The sequence below is a fragment of the Salmonella sp. K21076 genome (assembly GCF_039650795.1).
In the GTDB taxonomy this organism is placed as follows: Bacteria; Pseudomonadota; Gammaproteobacteria; order Enterobacterales; family Enterobacteriaceae; genus Salmonella; species Salmonella enterica.
This window is the reverse complement of record NZ_JBCLYA010000022.1, coordinates 1-12,383: the sequence shown is the minus strand read 5'-3', so window position 1 is coordinate 12,383 and position 12,383 is coordinate 1. Positions and strand designations below refer to the sequence as shown.

General features: G+C 53.5%; 10 protein-coding genes. 4 read left to right on the top strand and 6 right to left on the bottom strand.

Translation table 11 applies throughout. The features are described from left to right. Positions 1 to 161: 161 nt before the first annotated feature. The 4 genes from thyA to rppH form a co-directional block, all read right to left on the bottom strand. Positions 162 to 956, bottom strand: a complete 795-nt coding sequence (thyA, locus tag AAYN39_RS07840) for a thymidylate synthase (protein WP_000816222.1) — start codon at positions 954 to 956, stop codon at positions 162 to 164. Between the two features lie 6 nt (positions 957 to 962). Beyond that, positions 963 to 1,838, bottom strand: a complete 876-nt coding sequence (gene lgt / locus AAYN39_RS07835; RefSeq protein ID WP_000204645.1) for a prolipoprotein diacylglyceryl transferase — start codon at positions 1,836 to 1,838, stop codon at positions 963 to 965. Positions 1,839 to 2,050: 212 nt separating this feature from the next. After that, positions 2,051 to 4,297 (bottom strand): phosphoenolpyruvate--protein phosphotransferase, encoded by a 2,247-nt coding sequence (ptsP, locus tag AAYN39_RS07830; RefSeq protein WP_000957883.1) that lies wholly within the window; start codon positions 4,295 to 4,297, stop codon positions 2,051 to 2,053. A gap of 12 nt (positions 4,298 to 4,309) precedes the next feature. Then, entirely contained in the window at positions 4,310 to 4,840 is a 531-nt protein-coding gene (gene rppH, locus AAYN39_RS07825) for an RNA pyrophosphohydrolase (protein ID WP_000564481.1), read from the bottom strand. A gap of 682 nt (positions 4,841 to 5,522) precedes the next feature. On the opposite strand from rppH, the gene mutH reads away from it, so the two are divergent. The 4 genes from mutH (at position 5,523) to AAYN39_RS07805 (ending at position 8,733) form a co-directional block, all read left to right on the top strand. Continuing rightward, the gene (gene mutH, locus AAYN39_RS07820; protein ID WP_001274935.1) at positions 5,523 to 6,218 is read left to right on the top strand and encodes a DNA mismatch repair endonuclease MutH; all 696 of its coding nucleotides are present in this window, start codon (positions 5,523 to 5,525) and stop codon (positions 6,216 to 6,218) included. Between the two features lie 181 nt (positions 6,219 to 6,399). Further along, a complete protein-coding gene (locus tag AAYN39_RS07815) occupies positions 6,400 to 7,113 on the top strand; it encodes a TerC family protein (protein ID WP_000895635.1) in 714 nt (237 codons plus the stop codon). A gap of 170 nt (positions 7,114 to 7,283) precedes the next feature. After that, the gene (locus AAYN39_RS07810) at positions 7,284 to 7,502 is read left to right on the top strand and encodes a YgdI/YgdR family lipoprotein (RefSeq protein ID WP_000758664.1); all 219 of its coding nucleotides are present in this window, start codon (positions 7,284 to 7,286) and stop codon (positions 7,500 to 7,502) included. A 190-nt stretch (positions 7,503 to 7,692) separates the two neighbouring features. Continuing rightward, positions 7,693 to 8,733, top strand: a complete 1,041-nt coding sequence (locus AAYN39_RS07805) for an NADP(H)-dependent aldo-keto reductase (protein WP_000558970.1) — start codon at positions 7,693 to 7,695, stop codon at positions 8,731 to 8,733. 86 nt (positions 8,734 to 8,819) lie between these two features. On the opposite strand, the gene lplT is transcribed toward AAYN39_RS07805, so the two are convergent. Beyond that, positions 8,820 to 10,022 carry a lysophospholipid transporter LplT gene (lplT, locus tag AAYN39_RS07800; RefSeq protein ID WP_000004684.1) on the bottom strand — a complete coding sequence of 401 codons (1,203 nt, stop codon included), beginning with the start codon at positions 10,020 to 10,022 and terminating at the stop codon, positions 8,820 to 8,822. Beyond that, on the bottom strand, positions 10,015 to 12,174 hold the full coding sequence (aas, locus tag AAYN39_RS07795) for a bifunctional acyl-ACP--phospholipid O-acyltransferase/long-chain-fatty-acid--ACP ligase (RefSeq protein ID WP_000896085.1): 2,160 nt from the start codon (positions 12,172 to 12,174) through the stop codon (positions 10,015 to 10,017). Before aas ends, lplT begins: the two co-directional genes overlap by 8 nt. Positions 12,175 to 12,383: the final 209 nt, after the last annotated feature.

The window sequence follows — 12,383 nt, the reverse complement described above, 5'->3', positions numbered from 1 at the left end:
TTTGCAGTTGCCAGACCGCAAGATGTTTTAACAAATCAAAAGGGGTTTTAATAACTGGCTTAAAGCTGAAAGCTTTCCGGAACCCCCAGCCTAGCTGGGGGTTTTCCATAGACAAAAAAACCGACGCGCGATGGCGTCGGTTATGGCAGGATCGTCAGCGCTTAGATAGCGACCGGCGCTTTAATACCGGGGTGCGGATCATAGCCTTCAATTTCGAAATCATCGAACCGGTAGTCAAAAAGCGAATCGGGTTTACGCTTAATGACCAATTTCGGCAGCGCGCGCGGTTCACGGCTTAATTGCAGGTGCGTCTGCTCCATATGGTTGCTGTACAGGTGCGTGTCGCCGCCGGTCCAGACAAAATCGCCGACGTCCAGGTCGCACTGTTGCGCCATCATATGCACCAGTAACGCGTAGCTGGCAATGTTGAACGGCAGACCGAGGAACACATCGCAGGAGCGCTGATAAAGCTGACAGGAGAGTTTTCCATCTGCGACATAAAACTGGAAAAAGGCGTGACACGGCGCCAGCGCCATCTTATCCAGCTCGCCGACGTTCCACGCAGAAACGATAATACGACGAGAGTCCGGGTCGTTTTTAAGCTGGCTCAAGACCGTGGCGATCTGATCGATATGGCGGCCATCCGGTGTTGGCCATGCACGCCACTGCTTACCATAAACCGGGCCTAAATCGCCGTTCTCATCGGCCCATTCGTCCCAGATGGTGACATTATTTTCGTGTAGGTAAGCGATGTTGGTATCGCCCTGCAAAAACCATAGCAGTTCGTGAATAATTGAACGTAAATGGCAGCGTTTCGTCGTCACCAGAGGAAAGCCTTCCAGCAGGTTAAAACGCATCTGATGGCCAAAAATGGAAAGCGTGCCGGTGCCGGTACGGTCGTTTTTCTGTGTGCCTTCATCCAGCACTTTTTGTATCAGTTCTAAATACTGTTTCATGGTTCCTCAGGAAACGTGTTGCTGCGGGCGGCGGCGATATGCCCAAACCATCATGATCGCGCCAGCGATAATCATCGGGATAGAGAGAATCTGCCCCATGCTGATGTACTGTACCCACGCGCCGGTAAATTGCGCGTCCGGCTGGCGGAAGAATTCAACAATGATACGAAACGCGCCATAGCCAATCAGGAATAATCCGGAGACTGCGCCCATCGGACGCGGTTTGCGAATAAAGAGATTAAGGATGATAAACAGCACCACGCCTTCTAATGCCAGCTCATACAACTGGGAAGGGTGGCGTGGCAATACGCCGTAGGTATCAAAAATAGGCTGCCATTGCGGATGTGACGGCAGCAGCGCAATATCTTCCGCGCGTGAGCCAGGAAAGAGCATGGCAAACCGGAAGTCAGGATCGACGCGCCCCCACAATTCACCGTTGATAAAGTTGCCCAGACGCCCGGCGCCCAGGCCGAACGGAATTAACGGCGCAATAAAATCAGACACCTGAAAGAACGAGCGCTTCGTGCGCCTGGCGAAGATAATCATCACCAGTATCACGCCGATAAGCCCGCCGTGGAAGGACATGCCGCCGTCCCAGACGCGGAATAAATAGAGCGGGTTATCCAGAAACAGAGGGAAGTTATAAAACAGGACATAGCCAATACGTCCCCCCAGGAAGACCCCCAGGAAACCTGCATAGAGTAAATTTTCAACTTCGTTTTTGGTCCAACCGCTTCCCGGACGGTTAGCGCGACGCACCGCCAACCACATCGCGAAAACGAACCCCACCAGATACATCAAGCCATACCAGTGAAGCGCGACGGGCCCAATTGAGAAAATGACCGGATCAAAGTCCGGAAAATGCAGATAGCTACTGGTCATCTGTCACCACAATTTCTTGTTATTTCGCTGAAGAGATAGCGATTGATAAGCGCGCCTGCGCGTTGCAGACGCTCCAAAGGTGCGAATAATAGCACAAGGGTTAAAAGCGAGATGCCGATTACCGTTAAAAGATATGTATACGCATTGTCTTTCATCTTGCAGGCGTGTTGTCTGCGCCGTGAATCCACAGTCACTTTTTCCCGCTCCAGTCGTTACAACCCTCCGCGAATCAATCCCCCCATCCCGCGGCGCTCCATAAACGCCGCCACCTGATGACGCACTTCGGTCGCCATCTGCGCCTCAAGGCTGCGTCTGGCAAGGGTTTGCGCGTCTTCAAAATCGATATGCCGCAGCAGATATTTCACACGCGCTACCGAACGGCCATTCATCGAAAGATGGCGATATCCCAGACCGATAAGAATCGCCACGCACATCGGATCGCCCGCCATCTCGCCGCACAAGCGAAGATCGAGACCATGTTTTTCGGCTTCCTGCGCGATCATGGACAGTGCGCGCAGCATAGCCGGATGCAAACTGTCATAAATACTGGCCACGCGGGTATTGTTGCGATCTACCGCCAGGATATATTGCGTTAAATCGTTGGTGCCGACCGAGATAAAGTCGATCCGGTTAGCCAGATGCGGCAGCATAAATACCATTGATGGTACTTCCAGCATAATGCCGATACGCGGTTTCGGGATCGCATAGCCGATCATCTCCTCGACCTCGCGCCCGGCGCGTTCGATCAGACGCCGCGCTTCATCGACTTCATCAATACTGGTGACCATCGGCAACAAAATGCTGAGGTTGCCAGTCGCCGCATTGGCACGCAGCATCGCGCGGACCTGGATCAAAAAGATCTCCGGCTGATCCAGCGTAATGCGGATCCCGCGCCAGCCCAGACACGGGTTCTCCTCGCTGATCGGCATATAGGGCAGTTGCTTATCCGCTCCCACATCCAGGGTCCGCAGCGTCACCGGTTTATCGTTAAACATTTGCAGCATCCCTTGATACTGCGCCACCTGCTCTTCTTCCGAGGGAAACCCGCTTTGCAGCATGAAGGGAATTTCAGTACGGTACAGGCCGATACCGTCGATCCGACTGCCTAACTTTTCCTCATGCTCGGGGCTGAGCCCGGCATTCAGCATCACTTTGATACGCTCGCCGCTTTTCAGTTGGGCGGGAAGATTGACGTCGTCCTCCGCCAGACGACTGAGTTCTATCTCTTCACTAATGAGCCGCTGATATTCCTGAATAAGCACGGGTTCAGGATCGACCAGTAATTCACCGCGATAGCCATCCACCACCAACGTACGGCGATGTAGCACCGAAGGCTGGATATCCGCGCCCATGACGGTGGGGATACCGAGCGCGCGCACCATAATCGCCGCATGCGAGTTTGCCGCGCCGTCGCGCACCACAACGCCCGCCAGCCTGTCCTGCGGCAGCTCCGCCAGGGTGGTCGCCGACAGCTCATCCGCGACCAGAATAAAACGTTCCGGCCAGGCGTTTGGCCCCTGAACTGAATCATCAAGATGGAATAACAGCCGCTGCCCCAGCGTGCGTAAGTCTCCCGCACGTTCTTTGAGGTAGTTATCGGTTAGCGCCGCAAATTGCTCGGCAAATTTTTCGATGATTTTTTTAACGGCCCACTCCGCAACAGCGCCTTTGTCGACCTCGGCGAAGAGTTCGCGACGCAGTCTGGCGTCTGAAAGCAGGTGTGAGTACAGATCGAAAATGGCTGCCGTCTCTTTTTGTGCGCCGGCGGCAAAGCGTTTGCTGTATCGTCGGAATTCGTTCGCCGCCTCTTCCAGCGCGCCGGTCAATCGTTCGCGTTCAAGAGAGGTATCCAGCGTAGACGCTTCGTAAACCTGTTCCATCAGCGGCATGGTCGCGTCTTGCCAGCCCGTTGCGATAGCCACGCCCGGCGCCGCAGGAAGCGCGCGAATTCGCGTCTGCCGGTATTGCCCGAATAGCGCTGTGACCTGCGACTGTGACAGGATAGCCGCCATCTGCGTAGCGAGCGTGACGAGGAAAGACTCTTCGCTTTCATCGTACTGGCGCAATTCGCGCTGCTGCACGACCAGCACGCCGAGAAGTTGGCGACGCTGAATGATCGGCACACCGAGAAACGCGCGAAAACGCTCCTCTTTTACCGAAGGAATGTATTTAAAGCTGGGATGTTTTTGCGCATCGGCAAGGTTAATGGGTTCCGCCAGCCTGCCCACCAGACCGACGATCCCCTCATCAAACGCAAGCGCAACGGTTCGACCACGCGGTTTTTTCAACCCCCGCGTCGCCATCAGGTAATAACAGCGTCGGTCATGATCGGCCAGGTAAACCGAGCAAACCTCTGTATCCATCGCAAGACAGATATCCGTGACCAGAATATTCAGCGCCTCGTTCAGACGCGGCGCACTGGCCACTTTTTCGACTATTTCGCGCAGGCGAGTGAGCATAATTTGCGTGGCTTAACCTCTTTTACGTCGATAAGCAGGCGCGCTTTGTAGCTTAGGGGGATTATCCTGAAGCGCCATGACAACACTTGCAAACTCTTTCATTACCCTGCGGTAGACATCGCGTTTAAATGACACCACTTGTCGAACCGGATACCAGTAACTTACCCAGCGCCAGCCGTCAAACTCCGGCGTACTGCTGGTTTGCATATTGATTTCGGCGTCGGCGCTCATTAACTGCAAAAGAAACCACTTTTGTTTCTGGCCGATACATACCGGCTTTGTGTCCCAACGCACCAAACGTTTTGGTAACTTGTAACGCAACCAGTTGCGAGTAGAAGCAAGGATCCGCACATCTTTACGGCTTAACCCAACTTCTTCAAACAGTTCCCGGTACATCGCCTGTTCTGCCGACTCCCCTGGATTTATCCCGCCCTGCGGGAACTGCCAGGAGTGCTGACCAAATCGCCGGGCCCACATCACCTGCCCCTGACGATTACAAATTACGATACCTACATTTGGGCGGTAGCCATCGTCATCAATCACCGGACTACCTCAACATAAACCTTATATATGAACGATTGTTTCATACTCCAGTGAGGCGGTAAACCACTCTGTAATAGTGACACAGCCTAATAACAATTGAATAACTCACAGTAAATAGCCGAGTTATAAACAGATGATGACGCCCTTGCGCCATTTTATTCACCTTTTCTGTGGATATAGTTGTGAAGAAGTATGGAATTACCACGGGAAAACCCAGAACAGTCTGAATTCCTCATACTGAAAACAGTAAAAATAGTGCCTTATATTCATTGTGTTATAGACAAATCTTACATGCCACCTTCATAAAGCGTGACCAGCATCACATCTAAGATCCTTATGCTGATGAAAGATCAACCAGCGTCGGTTTTATCCACAGATTGTGCCAATAACTTACGCACTATTTGTCTGAATTTTCGATTTTCGTCGCACGTCAAGGCTGTAAATGGAAACAGTAGTGGTGGTTTTACACAGTTATCCCAACTTTCTGTGGATAACATAGTGTAAGATCCTGTTTATTGTTAGTGACCAGAATTGGAAAACCCGCTTCAGCGTTGCGCAACACGAAGAAACAACACAAAAAAGGCAATAAAAATCAGTCTATTGAATATAAGACACAGAAAAAGATAAACTCTGCCCATACGGTATAAAAACACTGCTCATTTTTTGACCTAAGGTAATTGTCATGTCCGCTCTTTGTCCGCTACTGACTCCGCCTGCTTCGGAAGCATTGCTGTTAGCCCAGGCGCGGCAGCTTTCCGGCTATACGTTAGGCGAGCTGGCGGTGATGGCCGGCATTACCACGCCTAAAGATTTGAAGCGAGACAAAGGCTGGATCGGCGTCTTGCTGGAGATCTGGCTCGGCGCCAGCGCCGGGAGCAAGCCGGAGCAGGATTTCGCCGCGTTAGGCGTAGAACTGAAAACTATCCCGGTGGATAGTCTGGGTCGTCCTCTGGAAACAACCTTTGTTTGCGTGGCGCCGTTAACCGGTAACAGCGGCGTGACCTGGGAGACAAGTCACGTACGGCATAAATTGAAGCGCGTGCTATGGGTGCCGGTCGAAGGCGATCGCAGCATACCGTTAGCCGAACGCCGCGTAGGTTCGCCGCTACTCTGGAGTCCGAGTGAAGAAGAGGACAGGCAGCTACGCCTCGACTGGGAAGAGCTGATGGACATGATAGTGCTGGGCCAGGTGGAACGCATTACCGCCCGCCATGGCGAAGTCTTGCAACTGCGACCCAAAGCCGCCAATGCCAGGGCGCTCACCGAGGCTATCGGCGCGCGCGGGGAACCTATTTTGACGCTACCGCGTGGATTTTATCTGAAAAAAAATTTTACGCAGGCGCTGCTGGCTCGCCATTTTTTATTGCAGAATCCGTAACGTCCATTACACGCAAATGCGCCTCCGCTATGGCTACGCGTCGGGCCGACGCCGGATAAACGTAAGCGTATTGTCGCCGCTATTTTACACCGTTCCTGGTTGCGCAAATTCAGCCTGGGCTTTCGCCCGTCACTCGACGGGCCTATAATTACCGCTTCTTTTTTTGGCAGGACTTTGTTCGATGTTATTTGCATGGATAACCGATCCTAATGCCTGGCTGGCGCTCGGTACGCTGACGCTGCTGGAGATTGTACTTGGGATCGACAACATTATTTTTCTTTCTCTGGTGGTAGCAAAACTTCCTACGGCGCAACGGAACCACGCACGGCGGCTTGGGTTGGCGGCGGCGATGGTTATGCGCCTGGCGCTGCTGGCGTCAATCGCCTGGGTCACTCGGCTGACTAATCCGCTGTTTGAGCTTTTCGGCGAAGCGATTTCCGCCCGCGATCTCATTCTGTTACTGGGTGGGTTATTTTTAATCTGGAAAGCCAGCAAGGAGATCCATGAGTCCATCGAAGGCGAAGAAGAAGGGTTAAAAACCCGGGTTTCTTCTTTCCTGGGCGCAATAGTGCAGATTATGCTGCTGGATATTATTTTCAGCCTTGATTCAGTTATCACAGCGGTTGGCCTCTCCGATCATCTGTTTATTATGATGGCGGCAGTCGTTATTGCCGTGGGTGTCATGATGTTTGCGGCACGGCCCATCGGCGAGTTTGTCGATCGTCATCCGTCGGTAAAAATGCTGGCGCTCTCCTTTCTGATCCTGGTTGGCTTTACCCTGATTCTGGAAAGTTTCGACGTTCACGTTCCGAAAGGGTATATCTATTTCGCCATGTTCTTCTCTATCGCAGTAGAGAGCCTGAACCTGTTGCGTAATAAAAAGAATCCGCTGTAATCCTGTCTCGCTCCCCCGCCGGGGGAGCGAATACTCACTTTATTTCCTTTCTTCTCACAGATTAAGATTTTGCTGCTTCCGACATGCAGAGCTGCGCGTTATTACTAGACTATTATCAGACATATGATTAACAGACTATTATCAGATGCAGGCTACGTGAGGAAAAACGGATGAAAAAGTGGGCAGTTGTAATTTCCGCAGTAGGGTTGGCTTTTGCGGTATCCGGATGCAGCAGCGATTATGTAATGGCGACGAAAGATGGTCGTATGATCCTGACCGATGGAAAACCGCAAGTTGACGATGATACCGGTCTGGTCAGCTATACCGATACACAGGGAAACGAGATGCAAATCAACCGTGACGAAGTGTCTCAAATCATCGAACGTTAAGCGGTGGCCTGTGATCGAGGTCAGCGTTCTGCAAGCCTTCAGGCTGCGTCCCGTAACGGTGCGTGGCGACCACGCCCGGTAACAATTACGCCGTGCAGCCTGCAATTTTACTTTCCCTTTTGCCTTCCCTCTGCCATTTTTATTGTCCTTTGTCGGGAATTTCTGACTTCATAATAAAAAGGAAACGGCTATGCACTATCACCGTATACCCCACAGCTCGCTCGAAGTAAGTACGCTAGGGCTGGGCACAATGACATTTGGTGAACAAAACAGCGAAGCCGACGCTCACGCACAGCTCGACTATACCATCGCAAATGGCATTAACCTTATCGACGCCGCCGAGATGTATCCGGTACCGCCGCGCCCGGAAACACAAGGGCTGACGGAGTCCTATATCGGTAACTGGCTCGCCAAACGCGGCAACCGTGAAAAACTGATCATCGCCAGCAAAGTTAGCGGACCGGCACGTAATAATGATCAAGGCATCCGGCCTCATCAGGCGCTGGATCGTAAAAATATTCGCGAAGCGCTACACGACAGTTTGACCCGGTTGCAGACCGACTATCTGGATTTGTATCAGGTGCACTGGCCGCAGCGCCCCACTAACTGCTTCGGTAAACTCGGCTATAACTGGGCGGACTCCATGCCAGTAGTAAGTCTGCTGGAGACGTTAGACGCGCTAAGTGAGTTTCAGCGAGCGGGTAAGATTCGTTATATTGGCGTTTCAAATGAGACAGCGTTTGGCGTTATGCGCTATCTGCATCTGGCGGAAAAACATGACCTGCCGCGTATTGTCACTATCCAGAACCCCTATAGCCTGTTAAACCGCAGCTACGAGGTCGGACTGGCGGAAGTCAGCCAGTATGAAGGTGTTGAATTGCTCGCCTATTCCTGTCTGGCGTTTGGCACATTAACCGGTAAATACCTGAACGGGGCCAAACCCGCAGGCGCGCGGAATACCTTGTTCAGCCGCTTCACACGTTACAGCGGCGAACAGGCACAAAAAGCCGTTGCCGCCTACGTCGATATCGCGAAGCGTCACAATCTTGATCCGGCGCAGATGGCGCTGGCCTTTGTTCGCCGCCAGCCGTTTGTCGCCAGTACGTTACTGGGCGCAACCACGATGGCGCAGCTCAAGACGAATGTGGAAAGTCTGCATCTGACGTTAAGCGAAGAGGTCCTGGCGGAGATAGAGGCGGTGCATCAGGTTTATACCTACCCGGCGCCGTGATGGTCAGTGCCCGGTGGCGCTACGCTTCCGGGCTTACAGAGACAATGTAAGCCGGATAACGCGCACTCGCCGCCCGGCATATTCACTCAGTATGATGCCTGCCGGCGCTGCCAGATCCACAGCGCCGCGATCGCCAGCGCGAACAGCACGCCAAAGCCGATACCTATCGCCACTGCCGGAACGCCAACCAGCACCGCCAGCGAGTACAGTCCCAGCATTAATAGCATGGCGCTATTCTCGCCCAGATTTTGTACGGCAATGGCATTCCCGGCACCAACGCTCTTCTTACCGCGCTCCTGGAGCAAAGCGTTGAGCGGCACCACAAAAAAGCCGCCCAGCATACCTATCAACAACAACAAGGCATAAGCAGGCAGCAATGCGTGCTGTAATGAGAAGATCGCAACCACAACGCCAATCAAAATCCCAGCGGGCATACAGCGCGATACGGTCTCCAGCGTCACCAGTTTTGCCGCCGCACCCGCGCCGACCACAATGCCTACCGCCACCATGGCGTTCAGGTAAGTCGGCGTGGCGTTATCCGTAATGCCCAGCGCCACCGGCACCCACAGCACCAGCAGAAAACGCAGCGTCACGCCTGCGCCCCAGAATAGCCCGGTCCCCACCAGCGAAAAACGCGTTTCACCGTTACGCCAAAGGACAACGCAAGCGCAGAAGAAGCTACGCGTCATCGCCGACAACCGCCAGGATTGTCCTGGACGCGCCGCCACAAGCTTCGGGATAAACAGGTTCGCCGCCACTGCGCCAGCGTAGGCCAACGCGCAGGCAACCAGCGCGGCGATGACATGCCAGTCGGCCAATACGCCGCCCGCGACGGAACCGAGCAAAATCGCCGCAATCGTAGAGGCTTCCATCAGGCCATTGGCTTTCACCAGCTTATCGCCCGTCGTCAGTTCGCCCAGAATACCGTATTTCGCCGGAGAATAAGCCGCCGCGCCAATCCCGACCAACGTATAACCGACAAAAGGATTTACGCCGAGGCAGATACCTGCCGCTCCCGCCAGTTTAAGACCATTGGCGACCATCATCACCCGGCCTTTGGCAAAGCTGTCCGCTATCTGGCCGACAAACGGCGCAAAAAGAATGTAAGCGCCCACAAACACCATTTGCAAAACAGGCTGGCTCCAGTCCGGGTAAAACTGAGCTTTCAGCAGTGCCAGCGTCGCGAACAGCAGCGCATTATCGCCAAAAGCCGAGAGAAACTGCGCGACAATTACCGACAGCATCCCTTTCGACCAGATGGAGGTGTTAGTACGTACTGACTCACTCATGATGTTGTTCCGGCGCATCCACCCAACTTTTCAGCGTCACAAAATCGGGTTTCCCGCTGCCAAGCAAGGGAAGCTGTTTCAGATAACGGATATCACGCGGGACGGCAAGTTCCGGAATACCGTGTTCACGGGCATAGTGCTGTAACTTTTCTCGGGTGAGTTCGCTGTCAGTCGTAAACAGTACCAGCGCTTCACCTTTGCTGGCATCGCTTTTAATGGCGGTAGCGTGCATTTTCTCCGCCGAAACGCCAAGCGCCAGTTGCTCGACCATCTCCAGCGAGACCATTTCGCCAGCAATTTTCGCAAAGCGTTTCGCGCGCCCCTGAATCTGCACAAAACCATTTTCATCGAAGCGTACAATATCGCCCGTGTCGTACCACCCGCGCTCGGTTTCGCCTCTGGCGTTTTCCGCCGACGGCACCTCCAGCACGCCCGGTTTTTCCACGCGCAGATAGCCATTCATGATATTCGGCCCTTTCAGCTGTAGCCGACCGCCGTTTTCAATACCGGGCACCGCCAGCAGACGCGCGTCCATGCCAGGCAGAATGCGGCCAACAGTGCCAGGCTTAGCCGCCATCGGCACGTTAATCGAGACTACTGGCGCGCATTCCGTTACCCCGTAGCCCTCAAGAATGCGCAGACCGAATTTATCCTGCCACAGTTGTTTGGTGCTCTCCTGAAGTTTTTCCGCACCGGCCACCACATAGCGCAGGCGATAAAAATCATACGGATTGGCAAAGCGCGCATAGTTGCCGAGGAAGGTTGATGTACCAAACAGCACGGTACAGTTACGGTCATAGACCAGTTCCGGCACAATGCGGTAGTGCAGCGGACTTGGATAAAGAAACACTTCCGCGCCGGTCAACAACGGCGTAAACAGGCCCACCGTCAAACCGAACGAGTGAAAGAGCGGCAGCGCCGACATAAAACGATCATTGGCGGTGAAATCCGCAATCGTTTTTATCTGCTCGACGTTCGCCAGAATACTTTTATGGCTGTGCACCACCCCTTTCGGGTGCCCTTCCGAGCCGGAGGTAAAAAGAATAATCGCCGCGTCTTCCGGCTGCTGTTTTACCTGCGCCAGTCGCGGCGCCAGGAGGTGGGCAAAAATCCACAGCTTGTCGGCGGGTGTGACGTCCGCTTTTAAATCTTCCAGGTAAACCCAGCGAACCTGCGTTAGCTGCTCCGGCAGGTGCCACAATTTACCTTTATCGAGGAACTGGCGGGAGGTAAAAATCGTTTTAATTTCCGCCGCGGTAATCGCGCTGGTCAGCCCTTTTACCCCCGCCGTGTAGTTCATCATGGCCGGAATGCGGCGACGAGAAACCGCGCCGAAAATCACCGCCGCGCTGATGGCGGCATTCGGCAGCATTAAACCGATTTTCTCGCCCTCAACGCTGTACTTTTCCAGAATCCGGCCAACAAAAAGCGTCTTGGTCAGTAACTTACGATACGTATCCGGCGTAAAGTTAATGTCCTCAATACAGTTTTTACCCGCGCCGTAACGATATTGCGCCGCCAGCAACGATTCGTATAACGTCTCGCGCGGGCGCACTGCCATACGCGCTTCCATCATGATCTGGTGCAGCATCTCACCCGCTATCTTACGTCTGTCGCGCGCGCGCGGCGCTTCCGGCATCGGTATTTGCGTCGGCGGTAAAATATGAAGCTGAATGCGGGGGAATAAGCGCCGTTTAACCAGACCTTTCAGGCGACTGAAAGGGGTAAGCTCCGCGCCGTCAATGCGGAGCGGAATGACGGTTGCGCCCGATTTTGCCGCCACAAAGCCTGCGCCGTCATAAATTTTCATCAGCGAGCCGGTCACGGAAATCCGCCCTTCCGGGAAAATCACCACTGGACGCCCCTGCTCCACCAGACGCACCAGGTGTTTAATGGACATGGGTTTAGTGGGATCGAGCGGTACAAAATCGATCAGCGGCGTTAACCAGCGCATATACCATTGCTGGCTGATGGAGGTATATACCGCAAAGACAGGCCGTACCGGCAAAAACAGCGCCAGTAGCATACCATCGATAAATGAAACGTGATTGGGGGCAATTAAGACCCGGTTCCCCTGTAGCGCCCGGACATCGCCAGTGACGCGCACACGATAAAGCACGCGAAACAGGTTACGGAAAAATCCAAACAGCATTTCAACTCCCTTTGGCCGACAATTCGCTAAAACATGAATTGTGGCAGATTACACGAGTTGCGTAACAGGAGCGATAGCAAAATAGGTTCGAATAAATATCCTCCGGCATAGCCGGAGGTTTTTCTGATGCGCCTGTAAGGCTCTCTTACCAGCCGCGCCCTAACAGGCGCATACGATCTGACATTTGCATCAAACTTCGTTACTTACGG